The sequence below is a fragment of the Streptomyces sp. NPDC038707 genome (genome assembly GCF_040636485.1).
Classification (GTDB): Bacteria; Actinomycetota; Actinomycetes; order Streptomycetales; family Streptomycetaceae; genus Streptomyces.
Genome location: NZ_JBEZUP010000008.1, coordinates 211,924 through 230,055 on the forward strand (window position 1 = coordinate 211,924; position 18,132 = coordinate 230,055).

Consider the following 18,132-nt stretch of genomic DNA (forward strand, 5'->3'; position numbering starts at 1 on the left):
CTGCCAGCCAGCCGGAAGACCAGCGAAGGGGACGATGTGACCGACATCGAGCGCGTCGGAGTCGTGGGCTGCGGCCAGATGGGCGCCGGCATCGCCGAGGTTTGCGCCCGTGCGGGACTGGACGTGAAGGTCGCCGAGACCACCGGCGAGGCCCTGGAGATCGGCCGTACCCGGCTGTACAACTCCCTGGCCAAGGCCGCCGAGCGCGGCAAGATCAGCGAGGCCGAGCGGGACGCCACCCAGGCGCGGCTGAGCTTCACCACCGACCTCGGCGAGTTCTCCGACCGTGACCTGGTGATCGAGGCCGTCGTCGAGAACGAGCAGGTCAAGACCGAGATCTTCCAGGTGCTCGACCAGGTGGTGACCCGGCCGGACGCCATCCTGGCCTCCAACACCTCCTCGATCCCGCTGGTGAAGCTGGCGGTGACCACCGCCCGCCCGGACCACGTCGTCGGCATCCACTTCTTCAACCCGGCCCCGGTACAGCAGCTCGTCGAGCTGATCCCCGCGCTCACCACCTCCGAGGGCACGCTCAGCCGCGCCCAGGTCTTCGCCGAGAAGGTGCTCGGCAAGCACGCCATCCGCGCCCAGGACCGCTCCGGGTTCGTGGTGAACGCGCTGCTGGTGCCCTATCTGCTGTCCGCGATCCGGATGTTCGAGTCCGGCATCGCGAGCCGCGAGGACATCGACAACGGCATGGAGATGGGCTGCGCCCACCCGATGGGCCCGCTGAAGCTGTCCGACCTGATCGGCCTGGACACCATCGTCTCCATCGCCAACTCGATGTACGCCGAGTACAAGGAGCCGCTGTACGCCGCTCCCCCGCTGCTCCAGCGCATGGTGGAGGCGGGCCGGCTCGGCCGGAAGACCGGGTCGGGCTTCTACACCTACGGCTGAACCCACGGCTGATTACCAAGAGCGACGCCCGACGGGCCCGGCACCGGAGTACGGTGCCGGGCCCGTCTCTTTCACACACCGTGTGCGCGCCGGGCACGCAGATGCCCGCCGCACACGCTCCCCACGCGCCCACCAGGCGAGTTGACTCAGCATGCGCATGCAAGGGATGCGGAACCATTCATTTCGACCACCGAAAGGAGCGGACCCGTGACCGCCGAACCGGAGCATCCCGTGGTCCATGGAGAACTCGCAGAGTTACGGCGCCGCCTCGACGTGGCCTACGCCAGAGTCGAGGGAGGACTGGCGCTGCTGCGCCACCGCACCGAGGAGACCGCCAAGGAACTGGACGACCTGAACTCCCGGATGGCCTCGCTGGAACACGCACGCTGGCCGCTGCCCTCGCTCGCCGCGCTGACCGCGCTCGGCGCGCTCGTGGTGACGCTCTGGCAGGCGCTGTCGGCCCACTAGCCCTCGGCGAGCCTGAGGTGGTGCAGCAGAAGTAACGCGGCCGCCATGTTGGCGGCCGGGACCTCCCCACGGGCGATGAGGTCGGGGACGAGTTTGAGGGGGACCCATTCCCGCCGGTCCGACTCGAAGTCGTCCACGGGATGCCCGACGTACTCGCCCCGGTCGGACCAGTACACGTGATGCCGGGCGTCGGTGAGGCCGTTGGACGGCTCCACGCTCATCAAGTGGTGCAGGGGCCCCGGTCGCCAGCCGGTCTCCTCCTCCAGTTCCCTGGCCGCGGCGCCCGCGATGTCCTCGCCGTCCTCGACGACGCCCGCCGCCAGCTCCCAGCCCCAGCTGTCGGTGATGAAGCGGTGCCGCCACAGCAGCAGCACCTCGTTCGCCTCGTTGACGATCGTCGCCACGGCCACCGGCCGCAGCCGGATCACGAAGTGGTCGAGGTGCCGGCCGTCCGGCAGTTCGACATCCGCGAGGTTGACACGGAACCAGCGGGTCTCATACACGGTTTTTTCACAGTGTTTCGTCCACTGCACGGTATGCCACCTTCCGTCGGGTGAGTGGCAATATCGCAGCAGAGACCGTGTACCCCACAGTGGGCCTTACAGCGGCACGCGCAGCGCTCCGTCGATGAGTTCGGCGGCCTCGGCGGTGCCGGCCGAGCCGCACCGCACCAGATGTTCGCGCACCGCGCGCAGCCGGTCGCGCAGCCGCTGGGACTCCGTGCCGCGGGCCTGCTCCGCCATCTGCACGGCGGTGGCCACCGCCTGGTCGGCGTTGCCCCGGCGCAGCTCGATGGTGCTGAGCATGGCGAGCCGGTGCACCCGCCCCCGGTCGTGGGCGGGGGTGCCGACGGCCGTCGCCGCGTGCTCCCGGGCACCGGTCAGGTCACCGAGGCTGAGCAGCGCCTCGGCGACCTGCACATTGACCAGCCCGGGCTGCACATACCCGGTCTCGTCGGGCTCGTGGCCGCGCCGGATCCGCTCGGCCGCCGTCTCCGCGCGCCGGATGCGGGCCAGCGCGCCGGCGCTGTCGCCGAGGTGGGCGTACGCCTTGGCCTGCATCGCGTACAGATCGGAGGCGAGCGCCGGGGTGATGTGCCGGCCGGCGGTGCGCAGCGCGGCCTCGGCGAAGGCGACGGCCTGCCGGTACTCCCGCATGAACAGCGACTGGTTGACCAGCAGCGCGATGACATAGGCTCCCAGCCCGCGGTCCCCGCTGGCCTTGGCGAGGCGCAGCGCCTGGTGGAAGTAGCGCTGGGCGAGGCCGTGGGCGTCGGAGTCGTACGCGCAGATGCCCGCGATCGCCACCAGGGCGCCGGTGGCCCGGTGCAGTTGGCGGCCGGTGGCGTCGGGGTAGCTGCCCCGCAGCAGCGGCGCCGCCTCGGCGTTGAGGAAGCCGACGATCCGGGTGCGGGTGGCGATGCCGCCGGCCTTGCGGTACATCTGCTCGTAGTGCGCCCGGGCGGCGCGCAGCACCTCGATGTCGGCCGCGGTGACCCGCTGCCGGCCGCCCCGCGAGACGTCGATGTCCTCGGGCGGGTTCTCCCACTCCCACACCGGCATCACGGCCGGGGTGCCGGTGACCGCGGGGACGCCCAGCACATGGGGCCGCTGCTGTTCGTCCGACCGCCACAGGGCGGTGGCCCGCTCCACGAACCCGCCCAGCGAGCCGGCGTGCGGGCTGCCCGGCCCGCCGGGCACGCCGAGCCCGATGTCGTCCAGCGTGACCGGTCGCTGCAGCCGGGCCGCGAGGACCTCGCAGATCAGGTCGGGCACCTGGCCGCGGGGGCGCTGGCCCTTCAGCCAGCGGGCCACGGCGGTGTGTTCGTACCGCAGCGCGAGACCGCGGGCGCGGCCCGCCTGGTTGACGTGGGCGGCGAGACCGGCGTGCGAGATGCCCGCCTCGTCCAGGATGGCGTCGAGCAGAGTGTTGGGCTGCATGGGATGTCCCCTGAGTGGCCTGGTGCGCTCAGCGTAGTGGCCCCGCGTTCACACGGGGTGTGAACGGGGCGTCCGCGGCCGCCGGCCGGGGCGTGCGCCCGCGCGCGTTGCCCAGCACCAGGAGGGCGACATCGTCGTCGGGGGTGCCGCCCGTGTGGGCGAGGAGGGCGCGGAAGACCGTGCGCAGGACTCTCCGCGGGGTGGCCGGCTGCTCGCGCACCGCGTCCGCCAGCACCTCCGGGAGCGGGAAGAGGCGCCCCCGCGCGTCCCGGGCCTCCTCGGCCCCGTCCGTGAACAGCACCAGGGACTCCCCCGGCAGCAGCCGGCCGCAGGACCGGGCCGTCAGCTCGGCCGGCAGGGGGAACGGCCCGAGCGGCGGCAGCGGATCGAGGTGCGAGAGGGGGCCGACCGTCGTGCCGCTGAGCAGATACGGCCACGGATGGCCGCAGTTGAGGGCGCGCACCTCGCCGTCCCGGCCGATCTCCAGCAGCAGTACGGTGACGAACTCCTCCGCGACCGGGGTGTCCGGCTCCGCGCCGCCGTGCGCCGGGTGCTCGGCGCGGGCGCGTTCGCGCAGGTGGCGGGCGAGGGCGCGGTCCAGCCGGCGCAGCACCCGGTCCAGGCCGGCCTCGTCGTGGGCGGCCTCGCGGAAGCTGCCGAGCAGGGCGGCGACGGTGCCGAGGGCGGCCAGACCGTGGCCCCGCACGTCCCCCATCACCACGCGGACGCCGTGCTCGGTGGCGAGGGCCTCGTACAGATCGCCGCCCACACTCGCGCCCCGGTCGGCGGAGAGCTGGGCGGCGGCGACGGCGATCCCGTCCAGACGCGGGGGCGGTGGACGCAGGACGACGCTCTGCGCGGCCCGCGCGACCCGGCGGGCGATGCGCAGTTCCCGGAGCAGGGTGCGGCGGACATGCAGGACGAGGCCGGTGCCGACGGCGAAGAAGACGGCGCTGGTGACGATGCGCGCCCCGAGCCCGTTCTGCTGGGCGAGCGGGCAGCCCACCTTGTAGCCGACCGCGACGGCTCCCCAGACCGTGGGCAGGAGGGTTGCCCGCCCGGTGGGCGCCCGTGCCTTGATGCGGATCATGCTGTGGTCCCCCGTGTGAGCCTGACAGAGCAGACGGACCGGCCCCGAAAGGCCGGTCCGATTCTGTCGAGCCCAGGCTCCGGGCGGACCGGATCACCTTGGGTTCCCACTCGAATGAGTGAGCTTCACCCCGTCCGAGTCGCATTTATGCGGCTCGGACGGGGAGGTGGCGCTCAGCCGCGCAGTACCGCGCCGGTCCGCTCGCCCGCGAGGGCGACCGCCGCGTCCCGGGCCGCGGACGCCTCGTCCACGGTCAGCGTGCGGTCGCCCGCCCGGAACCGCAGCGCGTACGCGAGCGACTTGCGGCCGTCACCAAGCTGCTCCGCGTTCTCGTACACGTCGAACAGCCGGATGGACTCCAGCAGTTCGCCCGCGCCCTCGCGCAGCGCCGCCTCGACCTCGGCGGCCGGTACGGGCTTGTCGACGACGAGGGCGACGTCCTGCGTGGCGACCGGGAACGTGGAGATGCCCGGGGCCTGCGGCACGCCGTCGCCGGCCGCCTCCAGGGCGTCCAGGTCCAGCTCCATCGCGCAGGTGCGCTCGGGCAGGCCCAGGGTCTTCAGGACCCGCGGGTGCAGCTCGCCCGCGTGGCCGACGACCTTCTCGGCGCCGTCGACGACGACGGCCAGCTCGGCGCACCGGCCAGGGTGCCAGGGGCCGTACTGGCCCTTGCGCACGACCAGTTCCGCGCCGGCCTCGCGGGCCAGGGCGCGCGCCGCCTCGACGGCGTCGGCCCAGTCCGCCGGGCGGCCCTTGCCCCACCAGCCGGCCTGCTCGCGCGCCCCGGCCAGGACGACGGCCGCGTGCCGCGGCTGCTCGGGCAGCACGGCGTTCAGCGCGGCGATCTCCTCGTCGGTGGGCCGCCGGTCGACGGGCAGGTGCGCGGCGGCACGGTTCTCCTCGCGCGGGTGGAAGACCAGGCCGGTCTCGAACAGCGCCAGGTCGTGCGCGCCCCGGCCCGCGTTGCGCCGCAGGGCGCCGAGCAGGCCCGGCAGCAGCGAGGTGCGCAGTGCGGGCTCCTCGTCGCTGAGCGGGTTGACCAGCTTGACGACCCGGCGGGCCGGGTCGTCGGCCGCCAGCCCGAGCTGGTCGAAGACCTGCTCGCTGACGAAGGGGTAGTTCGGCGCCTCGACGTACCCGGCGCCGGCCAGCGCGCGGCCGGCCCGGCGGTGCAGCCGCTGACGGTGGGTCAGGCCCCGGCCGGAGGGCGGCTTGGGCAGCGTGGAGGGCAGGTTCTCGTAGCCCTCCAGGCGGATGACCTCCTCGGCGAGGTCGTTCGGGTCGGCCAGGTCGGGCCGCCAGGACGGGACGGTGACGATCAGCTCGTCCTGTCCGTAGACGTCGCAGCCGACCTCCTGGAGGCGGCGGACGACCGTCTCACGGCCGTAGGTGACGCCCGCGACCTTGTCCGGGTGGTCGGCCGGGATGGTGACGGTGTGCGGCGCCGAGGGCGCGATGACCTCGGTGACACCGGCCTCCGCCGTGCCGCCCGCGAGCAGGACCAGCAGGTCGACGGTGCGCTGCGCGGCCGCGGCGGCGGCCTGCGGGTCGACACCGCGCTCGAAGCGCCGGGACGCCTCGGAGAGCAGCTTGTGCCGGCGGGCCGTACGGGCGACGGCGACGGCGTCGAAGTGGGCGGCCTCGATGACCACCTCGGTCGTCGCGTTCTCCACGTCCTCGTGGTCGGCGATCTCCGTGTGGGCGCCTCCCATCACGCCGGCGAGGCCGATCGGGCCGCGCTCGTCGGTGATGACCAGGTCCTCGGCGTGCAGGGTGCGCTCCACGCCGTCGAGGGTGACGAGCTTCTCGCCCTCCTCCGCGCGGCGCACGCCGATGGTGCCCTGGACCAGCTTCCGGTCGTAGGCGTGCAGCGGCTGGCCCAGCTCCATCATCACGTAGTTCGTGATGTCCACGGCGAGCGAGATCGGGCGCATGCCGACCTTCTGCAGCCGGCGCTGGAGCCAGATCGGCGAGCGCGCCTCGGGGCGCAGTCCGGTGACCGTGCGGGCGGTGAAGCGGTCGCAGCCGTACGGCTCGGAGACCTGGACCGGGTAGCCGAAGGCGTTCGGGGCCGGTACGTCGATCAGGGCCGGGTCGCGCAGCGGCAGGCCGTAGGCGATGGCGGTCTCGCGGGCCACGCCGCGGATGGACAGGCAGTCGCCGCGGTTGGCGGTGACGGCGATGTCCAGGACCTCGTCGACCAGCTCCAGCAGCTCGATGGCGTCCTTGCCGACCTCGGTCTCCGGCGGCAGCACGATGATGCCGTGGGTGCCGTCGTCGCCCATGCCCAGCTCGTCGCCGGAGCAGATCATGCCGTGCGAGACCTTGCCGTAGGTCTTGCGGGCGGCGATGGAGAAGCCGCCGGGCAGGGTGGCGCCGGGCAGGACCACGACGACCTTGTCGCCGACCGCGAAGTTGCGGGCGCCGCAGACGATCTCCTGGGGCTCACCGGTGCCGTTGGCCTGGCCGACGTCGACGGTGCAGAAGCGGATCGGCTTCTTGAAGCCCTCCAGCTCCTCGATGGTCAGCACCTGGCCGACGACCAGCGGGCCCTTGAGGTCGGCGCCGAGCTGTTCGACGGTCTCGACCTCCAGGCCGGCCGAAATGAGCTTGGCCTGGACGTCGCGGCCGGTCTCCGTCGCCGGCAGGTCGACGTACTCCCGCAGCCAAGAAAGCGGGACCCGCATCAGATCTCCATCCCGAACGGCCGGGTGAACCGGACGTCACCCTCGACCATGTCTCGCATGTCCTCGACGTTGTGGCGGAACATCAGCATCCGCTCGATGCCGAACCCGAAGGCGAAGCCGCTGTACTTCTCCGGGTCGACGCCGCAGGCGGTGAGCACCCGCGGGTTGACCATGCCGCAGCCGCCCAGCTCGATCCAGCCCTCGGACGAGCAGGTGCGGCAGGGGCGGTCGGGGTTGCCGACGGAGTCGCCCTTGCAGACGTAGCAGAGCATGTCCATCTCGGCGCTCGGCTCGGTGAAGGGGAAGAAGTTCGGCCGCAGCCGGGTCTTCATGCCCGCGCCGAACAGGGACTGGACCATGTGGTCCAGGGTGCCCTTGAGGTCGGCCATGGTCAGGCCCTCGTCCACGGCGAGCAGCTCGACCTGGTGGAAGACCGGGGTGTGGGTGGCGTCCAGCTCGTCGGTGCGGTACACGCGGCCGGGGCAGATCACGTAGACCGGCGGTTCGCGGTCGAGCAGGGAGCGGATCTGCACGGGCGAGGTGTGGGTGCGCAGCACCACACCGGACTCGGCGCCGCCGTCCGGGCCCTGGACGAAGAAGGTGTCGGCCTCGCCGCGGGCCGGGTGGTCCGGGCCGATGTTGAGCGCGTCGAAGTTGAACCACTCCGCCTCGGCCTGCGGGCCCTCGGCGACCTCGTAGCCCATGGCCACGAAGATGTCCTCGATGCGCTCGGAGAGCGTGGTGAGGGGGTGGCGGGCGCCGGCCGGGACGCGGTCGTACGGCAGCGTGACGTCGACGTCCTCCTCGACCAGCACCCGGGCGTCGCGCTCGGCCTCCAGCTCGGCCTGGCGGGCGGCGAGCCCCTTGTTGACGGCGCCGCGGGCCATGCCGACGCGCTTGCCGGCCTCGGCCTTGGCGTGCGGGGGCAGGGCGCCGATCTCGCGGTTGGCGAGGGCCAGCGGGGAGGCGGGGCCGGTGTGGGCGACCTTGGCCTCGTGGAGCGCGTCGAGGGAGTCCGCGGCGGCGAAGGCGGCGAGCGCCTCGTCCCGCATGCGCTCGATCTCTTCCGGTTTCAACGCCTCGACCTCTACAGGGTCGTACGACTTATTGGGTGCCGACATCTCTTCCCGTGCTTCCGAATTAGCTGGCGGATGGTCCCCGTCACCGACTCGCGAGGGCCGCGTGAAGGACACAAAGGTGCCAAAGGCCGAGTCTAACGGGGCGCGGATGGACGAAGGGCCCGTGGGCCGTCAGGCGAGATACGCCGGGGCCGCCACGGGCAGGGTAAACCGGAACTCGGCGCCGCCGCGCTGGGCGCGGCCGACGGTGATGGTGCCGCCGTGGGCCTCCACGATGCCCTTGACGATGTACAGCCCGAGTCCGGTGCCGCCGCGCTTGCTGCCCCGCCAGAAGCGGGTGAAGACGCGGTTCATGGACTCCTCCGGGATGCCGGGCCCTTCGTCGCTCACCGTGACCGATGTGCCGGTTTCCTCGCCCTCGCGCGGGGACGCCGAGGGCGTGACGTCAATGGTGACGGTTCCCTCGCCGTGCCGCACGGCATTTTCGATGAGGTTGCTGAGCACCTGGTCGATCTTGTCGGGGTCGGCCCACAGGGCGGGCAGCGGCTGTTCGATGCGCAGCAGGAAGCGCTCGGCGGGCTGGCCGGCGGCCACATAGGCCTGGATGTGCCGGGAGACGGCGGCACCGATGTCCACGGGCTGGCGGCGGACCTCGAGGCGCCCGGAGTCGATGCGGGAGATGTCCAGCAGTTCGGCGATGAGCCGGGTGACCCGGTCGGCGTCGGCGTCGACGGTCTCCAGCATGAGCCGTTTCTGGTCGTCGGTGAAGCGTTCCCACTTGGCGAGCAGGGTGGCGGTGAAGCCCTTCACGGAGGTCAGCGGGGAGCGCAGTTCGTGGGCGACGGTGGCGATCAGCTCGGCGTGGCTGCGCTCGGTGCGGCGGCGGGCCTCGGTGTCCCGGAGGGAGACGACCACGGACCGCACCGGCCCCAGCGGTTCGTCGCGCACGTAGCGGGCGGTGACCAGCACCTCCCGGCCGCCCGGCAGCAGCAGGTTGCGCTCCGGCTGCCGGACCCGGACGGCCAGTCCGCCGTAGGGGTCGGTGAGCTGCCACCAGCGGCGCCCCTCCAGGTCCTCTAATGGCAGCGCCATCTCCAGCGGCTGCCCGAGGGCCTCGGCGGGCGGCACCCCGGTGATGCGCCCGGCCGCGGCGTTGAAACAGGTCACGCGGCCTTGTTCGTCGGCGATGACCAGGCCGTCGGGCAGCTCGTCCGGGTCGAGGTCCCGGTGTCCGCCCGGCCGGGGCACGGGTGTGTCCCGTTCGTCCCGTCCCTCGTCCGGCGCGGTGCTCGTGCCGGCCACACTCATCCCCGTACCCCACCTCTCAGACGGCGCAGGGCCCCGCGCTGGTCACCCTACTCGCTCTCGGTGACGGAGCGGCACCCTCCGGAGGCGCGCTGTGCACGGGCCGACGCGTACAGGCATACAGCGGCGGCCGTGGCGAGGTTCAGGCTCTCGGCCCTGCCGTGGATGGGGACGCGTACCACGGCGTCGGCGAGGGCCCTGGTCTCCTCCGGCAGCCCCCATGCCTCGTTGCCGAACACCCAGGCGGTGGGCCCGCCCATGGTGCCCTTGTCCAGTTCCTCGTCCAGGTCGCGGTCGCCGGCCCCGTCGGCGGCCAGGATGCGCACCCCGGCCTCCCTCAGACCGGCCACGGCCCGCTCGACGGGCACGCCGACGGCGACGGGCAGGTGGAAGTGGGAGCCGACGGAGGCCCGTACGGCCTTGGGGTTGTACAGGTCCACGGAGGCGTCGGTGAGGATCACGGCGTCCGCGCCGGCGGCGTCGGCGCAGCGCAGCACGGTGCCGGCGTTGCCGGGGTCGCGCACGTGGGCGAGGACGGCGACCAGCTTCGGCCGGGCGGCGAGGATCTCCTCGAAAGGGGTGTCCAGGAAGCGGCAGACCCCTACCAGGCCCTGCGGGGTGACGGTGGTGGAGATCTCGGCGATGACCTCCTCGGAGGCCAGGTGCACCCGGGCGCCGGCGTCCCGCGCCTCCCCGACGATGTCGGCGTACCGCTCGGCGGCCTCGACGGTGGCGAACAGTTCCACGAGCGTCGCGCCGCCGTCGGCCCCCCGGTGCCCGGCGGCCTCCCGCACGGCCTGCGGCCCCTCGGCGAGGAACAGCCGGTCCTTCCCCCGGAAGTTCCGCTTGGCAAGCCGCCGAGCAGCCGAGACACGCGCGGACCGGGAGGAGATCAGCTCGGGGCTGACGGGGGGCATGTTGTTCTTCACCTTCGGATGAGTTCTGTTGCACGGCGCCCCAAGGGGCGCGGGGAACTGCGCGAGCGACCACGACGGGCCCGCGGCCGGACGACTCGCGACGGGCCCCAACAACAGGACCCGCAAGCTATGCAGCCTGCGGGTCCCGAAGTGAGCGTCGGCTAGAGCCAGCGCAGCGTCACGCGGCCTTGGGGGCGTTGACGTCCGACGGCAGCGCCTTCTGCGCGACCTCGACGAGCGCCGCGAAGGCGTTCGCGTCGTTCACGGCCAGCTCGGCCAGGATCTTGCGGTCGACCTCGACGTTCGCGGCCTTCAGACCCTGGATGAAGCGGTTGTAGGTGATGCCGTTGGCGCGGGCAGCGGCGTTGATGCGCTGGATCCACAGCTGACGGAAGTCGCCCTTGCGCTTCTTGCGGTCGTTGTAGTTGTAGACCAGCGAGTGGGTGACCTGCTCCTTGGCCTTGCGGTACAGGCGCGAACGCTGACCGCGGTAGCCGGAGGCCTGCTCCAGGATCGCCCGGCGCTTCTTGTGGGCGTTGACTGCCCGCTTGACGCGTGCCACTTTTTAACTCCTTGTAGCGGGGTCGTGGGGGTCCTCACACGACCCGGAAACGATTCGGTCCCGGTCCAGACGCACGGCGCTCACAGGGCGCCGCGGCGTCACTTGCCGAGAAGCTTCTTGATCTTCGCGGCGTCGCCCGGGGCCATCTCGGCGTTGCCGGTGAGGCGACGCGTGACGCGGGACGACTTGTGCTCGAGCAGGTGGCGCTTGCCGGCGCGCTCACGGAGCACCTTGCCGGAGCCGGTGACCTTGAAGCGCTTGCTGGCACCGCTGTGCGACTTGTTCTTCGGCATAGCGCCGTTATCTCCTCGTCGGTGGCGCTCCGGTGCCCGGTCGTGGAAACCGGGCACGGTGGAGCGTCGCTCTCTTCTATCGGTTACATCCTCGGGGACGTACAGGATGCACATCCCCCGGGGATCACGCCTCGGCCGGCTCCTCGGACGGAGCCTCGGACGGCGCCTCGGCCTCGGCAGGGTTCTGCGACTTGCCGGGGTTCGCCTTCGCCTCGGCCTTGCGGGCCTCCTGCGCCTGACGGGCCTCGGCCATCGCCTCGGTCTTCTTCTTGTGCGGACCGAGGACCATGATCATGTTCCGGCCGTCCTGCTTCGGGTTCGACTCGACGAAACCGAGGTCCTGGACGTCCTCCGCGAGCCGCTGCAGCAGTCGGTAGCCCAGCTCGGGGCGGGACTGCTCACGGCCACGGAACATGATCGTGATCTTGACCTTGTCGCCCTGCTTGAGGAACCGGACGACGTGACCCTTCTTGGTGTCATAGTCGTGCGGGTCGATCTTCGGCCGGAGCTTCATCTCCTTGATGACCGTGTGCGCCTGGTTCTTGCGCGCCTCACGGGCCTTCATGGCCGACTCGTACTTGAACTTCCCGTAGTCCATGAGCTTGCACACGGGCGGACGGGCGTTCGCCGCGACCTCGACCAGGTCCAGGTCGTACTCCTGCGCAAGCTCCAGTGCCTTCGCGAGCGGCACGATGCCGACCTGCTCGCCACTGGGACCGACAAGTCGCACCTCGGGAACGCGAATCCGGTCGTTGATGCGGGGCTCGGCGCTGATGGATCCTCCTCGGTAGCACCACGCGGCGGTCTGGCGGACAGCCGCGTAACGTCTGTGTTCGTTAGACCTAACCGCGCCGAAGCAGCAAAAATGCCCCGGACGATCACATGCGGGGCTCCCATACATCCGGAGCACCGCCGCGATGTCGCGGGGCGCGCTTCGGGCGACTCCATCGCCCGTACGGAACGATGGCGGTCACCTGACCGGACCCGCCGTCCCGGAGGACGGAGCAGGTGGGAGATCGGAGCCTCCACTTGTGGGCCGAACACGCAGGTGTCCGGCCGGTCGTTTCCCCCAGACTACAGGGTTGCCGCAGAGGGTGCCAAACCGTGCGCACGGCCCCCGCGGGGCGGGCTCCCGCGGGCCGGGCCGCGTCCGGCGGGGCCTATCGTGTGGGGCATGAGTGACACCCCTCCTGAGTCCCCCGACTTCGACGCGATGACCCGGGACATCGCCGAGGTCCCCGCCGTCGAGGTGATCGTGACGGTCGCCGTCAACCTGATGAGCGCCGCCGCCGTGAAGCTCGGGCTGAGCGAGGAGGGCGACAAGTACAAGGACCTGGACGAGGCCCGCAAGCTGATCACCGCGCTCGCCGGTCTGCTGGACGCGAGCGCGACCGAGATCAGTTCCTTCCACGCGGCCCCGCTGCGCGACGGCCTGAAGTCGCTCCAGCTGGCGTTCCGCGAGGCGTCGGTCGTCCCGGACGAGCCGGGCCAGGGCCCGGGCGAGAAGTACACCGGCCCGGTCTACGGCTGACCCGTCGCCCCCGCCGCCTCGCGCGGCGGGCTCATTCCCGCACGTACAAGGGCTCGCCCGGAGGCGTGGTCCCGGCCGGCAGCAGTGCCAGGTCGAGGCCGCGCACCAGGCGGGCCCGCAGTGTCTCGTCGGCGGCGAGCCGCGCGGCGACCGCCCGGGCGGCCTCGGCGGGCGGCGCGGCCGGGTCGAGGACGAGGGCGAGGGTGCCGTCGGCCCGTCCGGGGCCGAGGTGGGCGCGCAGCACGGCGGGTTCCGCCGCCACCGCCGTACGGACGGCCCCCACCACGGCCGGGTCGGCGAGCGGGTCGGTACTGGTGCGGCCCTCGGCGAGGGCGAGCAGCGCCGGGCCGGTCAGCTCGAAGGGCACCGGTCCGGCGAGGTCCAGCACGACCGTGTCGGCCTTCTCGTGCGCGGCGGCCTGCAGCGCCTGGTGCAGGGGGACGGCGACCGGACGCGCCGCGGGGTCCCAGCGGGCCAGGGAGTCGGTGGAGGTGAAGGCGGGCAGCGCGGTGCGGTCGCCCGCCTTCAGCGTGGGGACGGCCATGTCGCTGGTCTTCTCGCGGCGCAGCCCGTTCTCGTCCTCCTCCACCTCGCCGAGCACGGCGACGACGGGGACCAGCAGACGGGCGCCCTTGAGCGCCTCCAGGACGGGCCCGAGGGCACTGCGGTCCTCGGCCCAGGCGGCGAGCGCGGCGCTCAGCCGGGGGTCGGCGGAGCCGTCGTCGTCGGAGAAGCCGGGGTCGGGAATGTTCTTGTTCGCCACGGTCGTCGACCCTATCGGGGGCGGGCCGGGACCCGGCCGCCGGGCCGGGGACCCATCTCGCGACCGCGGGGCGTCGGCGGCCCCGGCCGGGTGAGGGGGCGGCGAGGACAGGGGGACGGGAGCGGCTGCCCCGGTGCGAGGGCCGGCGCGCGATCCGGTGCCCGTGTCCGCCCGTGTCCTCTCCTCCCGCGCGGGCCACGCGGGAGGCGTCGCCGGGTGGCGGAGGCTCAGCGCGGGTGTCTGCGGGTTCGCCAGAGGATCGTCCCGGCCGCCGCCAGCAGGACCGCGCCCACGCCGCCGGCCAGGGGCGCCGCCCAGTCGGCGGTGCCGCCGGCGGTCCTGGGCGTGTCCGGGCCGGGGCCGAAGTACCTCTCGCCGTACGCCGCGGCGCGCAGGCGGCGCGGCTCGAGGCGGGCGGCGGCCTTCAGCGCGGCCGCCGGGTCGATCATGCCGAAGCCCCGGGAGTCGTCCCGGCCGCCGGCCGGGGCGTCCCGCGCGGTGTCCTCCAGCAGCTTCTTGATCTGGGCCGGGACGAGGTCCGGGTGGGCCGAGCGGATCAGGGCCGCCGCTCCGGAGACGAAGGCGGAGGCCGCGCTCGTGCCCCAGCCGGCGTAGTACTTGTGGTCGGGGTCGGCGATGACGACATCGACGCCGGGCGCGCTGACGGCCGCGTACCAGCGGCGGGTGGAGAAGGCGGCGCGGGTGCCGTACTTGTCGACGGCGGTGGCGGCGATGACGCCCGGGTAGGCGGCCGGGTAGGAGACGTGGTCGCCCTTGTCGCCGCCGTTGCCCGCGGAGGCGACGACGACCACGCCCTTCGTCAGGGCGTACTGCACGGCCTCGTCCTCGCCGGCTTCGGGGTGGGCCGAGTCGGAGTCGTCGCCGAGGGAGAGGTTGATGACGTCGGCGCCGTGGTCGGCGGCCCAGCGGATGCCGTCGGCGAGGGCGGTGCCGCGGGTGGTGCGGGCCTTGGTGCGGGCGGGGTCGCCGTCCTCCAGGATCACGCGGACCGGCAGGATCTTCGCCTCCGGGGCCACGCCCAGGACGCCGTCGGCACGGCCGGGGCCGTGGCCGTGCCCGGCGATGATGCCGGCCATGGCGGTGCCGTGCCGGGCCCACAGGCGCTGGCCGGGTCCGGCGCCGAAGCCGATCATGTCCTTGCCGGGCAGTACGTTCCCGGCGAGGTCGGGGTGGTCCGGCTCCACGCCGGTGTCCAGGACGGCGACGGTGATGCCCCGGCCCTTGGTGGTCTGCCAGGCCGCGTCCAGGTGGAGCGCGGACAGGGCCCACTGCTGGGCGCGCAGGCCGTCGGCGTGGGCGGTGGTGGCGGGCAGCAGGGCGAGGGAGGCGGTGAGCAGCAGGCTCGCCGCGGCGGCGAGGGCCCCGTGGCGCCCGCCGGTCGATCGGGTCATGCGGACTTCTCCGTGGCCGTGCCGATGGTCTTGCGCAGCCGCCGTTCGATGCGGTCGGCCAGGCCCTTGGCCTCGTTGCCGAGGCCGGCCTGGGCCGGTGCGGTGGCGGCGCCGGTCCGGACGGCGTCGGCGGCGGGCTGGGGGGCGTCGACGGTACGGCCGTCGGCCCAGCCGGAGACGGCGTACGCCACGACGGGGGCGTCGGTGAGGACGGAGATGGTCCAGGATGCCCGCTGCCGGTCGCCGAAACCGGCGGCGGCCGTCCCCGCGGCGGCGTACGGCCGGGGCATCAGGTCGACGCGCCGGTCCAGGCGCTCGGCGCGGAAGCGGGCGGCGAGCGCGGACATGGCGGCGGGGTCGGCCTCGGTGAACAGCAGGCCGACGGTGGTGACGTGGCTCTGGGTGGCGTCGGTGTAGGTGGCGCGCAGCAGTCGCCGGCAGCCGGCCGGGGCGAGGGTCCGGGCCAGCAGCGGGTCGAAGGCGTGGGCGCAGCCGCCGTCCGGGGCGACGGCGATACGGGTCCAGGTGCGGTCGGCTCCGCCGGGGCCGGCGCCGGTGCCCCGCACGGTGGGCGGGAAAATCCGGTCCACGGGCACGCTGTGCCAGAGCGCGCCGGCGGCGCTGTACGCGGTGCGGGCGGCGGCGTCGTCGCCGCCCCCGGTGAGCCGGCTGCCGACGGCGGCCCCGCCGACGAGGCCGAGGCCGAGCACGAGGCAGGTGGCGGCAGCGGCGGTGCGCGGTCCCACCCGGGGGCGGGTGTGCGCGCCGGACAGTTCGGGCTCCGCGAACGACACGAGGGGCCGGCCGGCCGGGCCGGCACTCCAGGAGCGGCCGGCGCCGGACCCACCAGGACGCCCGGACCCACCGGCCGCCGGCGGACCCCAGGCCCCGGCACCGGACACCGGCCCCCCGGCCCCCGCACCACCACCGGACACCGGCGGAACAGGCCGCAGCCGCGCGGTCGTCTCCGACCCAGACTCGACCGGAACACCAGGCACACCAGGACGCCCGGACCCACCGGCCGCCGGCGGACCCCAGGCCCCGGCACCGGACACCGGCCCCCCGGCCCCCGCACCACCACCGGACACCGGCGGAACAGGCCGCAGCCGCGCGGTCGTCTCCGACCCAGACTCGACCGGGACGCCGGACCCACCAGGACGCCCGGACCCACCGGCCGCCGGCGGATCCCACCCCATGCCCGTCACCGGCCGCGCGGTCGTCTCCGGCCCCGGCTCGGCCGGAGCGCCCGGCCGGGGCGGCCCGTCGCCGGTCCGCGGCCCGGTCCCCGCCGCGCGGGCCGGCTGCGCGGCAGGTCCGGCAGGGGCCGCGGGAGCGGTCCGCGAGGTGCTCGTCCCGCCCGTCCCCGCGGGCGTCCGCCCGGGAGCTACCGGCCGGCCGGACCGCGCGCCCGGCGCCTGGAGTCCGTCGCCGGCACGGCCCGCACCGGCCCCCGCGCTCGGCGGCGCGTCGGGAAAGCGGGCGGACGCGGGCGGCGGGGGCGGGCTCACCGGGGCGGGGACCTCGGGCACCGCCGGAGGACGCGGGGGCCGGGCGGCGCGCGGGGTGAAGACCGACGGTTCGTCGTCGAGGCCGGCGGCGGGACGCGGGGCCGTACCGGCCGCCCCGCCGTCGGGGCGCGCGGTGCCCGTGGCGGGCGGCGGGGCCGAGGGGCGGGGCGGTACGGGGGTGTGCCGCGCTTCCGTGCTCAATGCACCCCCCGTTTCCTCGTGCCCGGGCCGTCTTCCTCGTACGCGGGCCGGCTGCCGTCCGGCCGCGCCCGGTGCGCAGGCCCCACCCGGGCACGCATACCCGTACGGCAGGACGGGCATCCCGGTCCGCCTGGAGCGCCGGGCGCGGTCCGCCGTACGTGCGCGTCACTCTACGGCTTGCCGCGGGCCGGGACGGAACCGGTCCGCGGGCCCGGGGCATCTGCCCGGAACGTCCCCCTACCCTGCGATAATCCTCTCTGGCAGGCTTCCGCCATGACTGCGCCTGCCGCCGCCCGCGCCCGTTACGACCGGGCCACCGCCCATCTCGACGCCCCCCTCGCGATCGTGGACCTGGACGCGTTCGACGCCAACGCGGACGACCTGCTGCGCCGGGCCGGGGGCAAGCCGGTCCGGGTCGCCAGCAAGTCGGTGCGCTGCCGGGCCCTGTTGGAGCGGGTCCTGGCCAGGGACGGTTTCCGGGGCGTCATGTCGTTCACCCTGGCCGAGTCACTGTGGCTGGCGCGGTCGGGGTTCGAGGACGTCCTGCTGGCCTATCCGTCCGCCGACCGGGCCCGCTTCGCCGAGCTGACCGCCGATCCGAAGCTCGCCGGTGCCGTCACCGTGATGATCGACGACCCGGCGCACCTGGACCTCATCGACGCCGCTCGCGACGGCGGGCGCGAAGTCGTCCGGGTGTGCCTGGAGTTGGACACCTCGCTACGGCTGCTGGGCGGCCGGGTGCGGATCGGCGCCCGGCGCTCGCCGCTGCACTCCCCCGCCCAACTGGCCGAGCTGGCCCGCTCGGTGGCCCGGCGGCCGGGTTTCCGGCTGGTGGGAATCATGGCGTACGAGGGGCATGTCGCCGGGGTCGGGGACGCGGTCGCGGGCCGGCCGCTGCGGTCCCGGGCGGTCCGGCTGATGCAGGCCGCCGCCCGGCGGGAGCTGGCCGAACGGCGGGCCGCGGTCGTCCGGGCGGTGCGGGCCGTCGCCCCGGACCTGGAGTTCGTCAACGGCGGCGGGACCGGCAGCGTGCAGCACACCGCCGCCGAGGACGCGGTCACGGAGATAGGCGCCGGTTCGGGGCTGTTCGTGCCGCGCCTGTTCGACAACTACACCTCCTTCACCGGCCGTCCGGCCGCCCTGTTCGCCCAGCCCGTGGTCCGGCGGCCCGCTGTGGGGGTGGTGACCGTGCTGGGCGGCGGCTATCCGGCCTCCGGTGCCGCCGGCCCCGACCGGCTGCCGGTGCCGCATCTGCCCGAGGGGCTGCGCTACGACCCGCAGGAGGGGCCCGGGGAGGTGCAGACCCCGCTGCTCGGCTCGCCCGCCGACGACCTGCTCATCGGCGACAAGGTGTGGTTCCGGCACGCCAAGGCGGGCGAGTTGTGCGAGCGGTTCGAGGCGCTGCACCTGATCGAGGGGGACACGGTGACCGCGACCGTGCCGACCTACCGGGGCGAGGGGCACACCTTCCTGTGAGCG

The 18,132-nt window shown here is 73.9% G+C and carries 17 protein-coding genes; 4 read left to right on the plus strand and 13 right to left on the minus strand.

What is annotated here, in order from left to right:
- The first annotated feature begins 36 nt into the window (after positions 1–36).
- The gene (locus AB0E62_RS14135) at positions 37–897 is read left to right on the plus strand and encodes a 3-hydroxybutyryl-CoA dehydrogenase (protein WP_362192136.1); all 861 of its coding nucleotides are present in this window, start codon (positions 37–39) and stop codon (positions 895–897) included.
- 207 nt (positions 898–1,104) lie between these two features.
- Positions 1,105–1,365, plus strand: coding sequence for a hypothetical protein (locus AB0E62_RS14140; protein WP_030613616.1), 261 nt, complete (start codon positions 1,105–1,107; stop codon positions 1,363–1,365).
- Here AB0E62_RS14140 and AB0E62_RS14145 read toward each other — a convergent pair.
- The 10 genes from AB0E62_RS14145 to infC form a co-directional block, all read right to left on the minus strand.
- Complete coding sequence (locus AB0E62_RS14145) at positions 1,362–1,898, minus strand: NUDIX hydrolase (RefSeq protein WP_362192138.1); 537 nt, start codon at positions 1,896–1,898, stop codon at positions 1,362–1,364. The two genes, AB0E62_RS14140 and AB0E62_RS14145, sit on opposite strands and share 4 nt — an antisense overlap.
- Before the next feature lie 66 nt (positions 1,899–1,964).
- The gene (locus AB0E62_RS14150) at positions 1,965–3,305 is read right to left on the minus strand and encodes a transcriptional regulator (protein WP_362192140.1); all 1,341 of its coding nucleotides are present in this window, start codon (positions 3,303–3,305) and stop codon (positions 1,965–1,967) included.
- Positions 3,306–3,333: 28 nt separating this feature from the next.
- The gene (locus AB0E62_RS14155) at positions 3,334–4,395 is read right to left on the minus strand and encodes a PP2C family protein-serine/threonine phosphatase (RefSeq protein WP_362192142.1); all 1,062 of its coding nucleotides are present in this window, start codon (positions 4,393–4,395) and stop codon (positions 3,334–3,336) included.
- Positions 4,396–4,568: 173 nt separating this feature from the next.
- The gene (pheT, locus tag AB0E62_RS14160) at positions 4,569–7,082 is read right to left on the minus strand and encodes a phenylalanine--tRNA ligase subunit beta (protein ID WP_362192144.1); all 2,514 of its coding nucleotides are present in this window, start codon (positions 7,080–7,082) and stop codon (positions 4,569–4,571) included.
- On the minus strand, positions 7,082–8,203 hold the full coding sequence (pheS, locus tag AB0E62_RS14165; RefSeq protein ID WP_362192146.1) for a phenylalanine--tRNA ligase subunit alpha: 1,122 nt from the start codon (positions 8,201–8,203) through the stop codon (positions 7,082–7,084). The genes pheT and pheS overlap by 1 nt, the downstream gene beginning before the upstream one ends.
- A gap of 129 nt (positions 8,204–8,332) precedes the next feature.
- The gene (locus AB0E62_RS14170; RefSeq protein ID WP_362192148.1) at positions 8,333–9,469 is read right to left on the minus strand and encodes an ATP-binding protein; all 1,137 of its coding nucleotides are present in this window, start codon (positions 9,467–9,469) and stop codon (positions 8,333–8,335) included.
- Between the two features lie 47 nt (positions 9,470–9,516).
- Positions 9,517–10,383, minus strand: coding sequence for an RNA methyltransferase (locus AB0E62_RS14175; protein ID WP_362192150.1), 867 nt, complete (start codon positions 10,381–10,383; stop codon positions 9,517–9,519).
- A gap of 178 nt (positions 10,384–10,561) precedes the next feature.
- Positions 10,562–10,945, minus strand: coding sequence for a 50S ribosomal protein L20 (gene rplT, locus AB0E62_RS14180; protein ID WP_006141703.1), 384 nt, complete (start codon positions 10,943–10,945; stop codon positions 10,562–10,564).
- Positions 10,946–11,043: 98 nt separating this feature from the next.
- Entirely contained in the window at positions 11,044–11,238 is a 195-nt protein-coding gene (gene rpmI / locus AB0E62_RS14185) for a 50S ribosomal protein L35 (protein WP_004933563.1), read from the minus strand.
- A gap of 124 nt (positions 11,239–11,362) precedes the next feature.
- On the minus strand, positions 11,363–12,013 hold the full coding sequence (infC, locus tag AB0E62_RS14190; protein WP_362192259.1) for a translation initiation factor IF-3: 651 nt from the start codon (positions 12,011–12,013) through the stop codon (positions 11,363–11,365).
- Between the two features lie 399 nt (positions 12,014–12,412).
- Here infC and AB0E62_RS14195 point away from each other — a divergent pair, with 399 nt between their 5' ends.
- Positions 12,413–12,769 (plus strand): DUF1844 domain-containing protein, encoded by a 357-nt coding sequence (locus tag AB0E62_RS14195; protein ID WP_362192152.1) that lies wholly within the window; start codon positions 12,413–12,415, stop codon positions 12,767–12,769.
- A gap of 31 nt (positions 12,770–12,800) precedes the next feature.
- Here AB0E62_RS14195 and AB0E62_RS14200 read toward each other — a convergent pair whose 3' ends face one another.
- The 3 genes from AB0E62_RS14200 to AB0E62_RS14210 all read right to left on the minus strand — a co-directional run bounded on the left by AB0E62_RS14200 (position 12,801) and on the right by AB0E62_RS14210 (position 15,738).
- Positions 12,801–13,532 (minus strand): SseB family protein, encoded by a 732-nt coding sequence (locus AB0E62_RS14200; protein ID WP_362192154.1) that lies wholly within the window; start codon positions 13,530–13,532, stop codon positions 12,801–12,803.
- 227 nt (positions 13,533–13,759) lie between these two features.
- Positions 13,760–14,944: a type VII secretion-associated serine protease mycosin gene (mycP, locus tag AB0E62_RS14205; RefSeq protein WP_362192156.1), complete on the minus strand. Its 1,185-nt coding sequence runs from the start codon at positions 14,942–14,944 to the stop codon at positions 13,760–13,762.
- A complete protein-coding gene (locus tag AB0E62_RS14210; protein ID WP_362192158.1) occupies positions 14,941–15,738 on the minus strand; it encodes a hypothetical protein in 798 nt (265 codons plus the stop codon). Before AB0E62_RS14210 ends, mycP begins: the two co-directional genes overlap by 4 nt.
- Positions 15,739–16,926: 1,188 nt before the next feature.
- Between AB0E62_RS14210 and AB0E62_RS14215 the strand changes: the two genes are divergently transcribed.
- Positions 16,927–18,129 (plus strand): amino acid deaminase/aldolase, encoded by a 1,203-nt coding sequence (locus AB0E62_RS14215; RefSeq protein ID WP_362192160.1) that lies wholly within the window; start codon positions 16,927–16,929, stop codon positions 18,127–18,129.
- The last annotated feature ends 3 nt before the right edge of the window (positions 18,130–18,132 follow it).

Bases quoted from the DNA above. Each gene is read 5' to 3' on its own strand.
- AB0E62_RS14150 (WP_362192140.1), bottom strand. From the start codon at position 3,305: ATGCAGCCCAACACTCTGCTCGACGCCATCCTGGACGAGGCGGGCATC.
- AB0E62_RS14155 (WP_362192142.1), bottom strand. From the start codon at position 4,395: ATGATCCGCATCAAGGCACGGGCGCCCACCGGGCGGGCAACCCTCCTG.
- pheT (WP_362192144.1), bottom strand. From the start codon at position 7,082: ATGCGGGTCCCGCTTTCTTGGCTGCGGGAGTACGTCGACCTGCCGGCG.
- pheS (WP_362192146.1), bottom strand. From the start codon at position 8,203: ATGTCGGCACCCAATAAGTCGTACGACCCTGTAGAGGTCGAGGCGTTG.
- AB0E62_RS14170 (WP_362192148.1), bottom strand. From the start codon at position 9,469: ATGAGTGTGGCCGGCACGAGCACCGCGCCGGACGAGGGACGGGACGAA.
- AB0E62_RS14175 (WP_362192150.1), bottom strand. From the start codon at position 10,383: ATGCCCCCCGTCAGCCCCGAGCTGATCTCCTCCCGGTCCGCGCGTGTC.
- rpmI (WP_004933563.1), bottom strand. From the start codon at position 11,238: ATGCCGAAGAACAAGTCGCACAGCGGTGCCAGCAAGCGCTTCAAGGTC.
- AB0E62_RS14195 (WP_362192152.1), top strand. From the start codon at position 12,413: ATGAGTGACACCCCTCCTGAGTCCCCCGACTTCGACGCGATGACCCGG.
- mycP (WP_362192156.1), bottom strand. From the start codon at position 14,944: ATGACCCGATCGACCGGCGGGCGCCACGGGGCCCTCGCCGCCGCGGCG.
- AB0E62_RS14215 (WP_362192160.1), top strand. From the start codon at position 16,927: ATGACTGCGCCTGCCGCCGCCCGCGCCCGTTACGACCGGGCCACCGCC.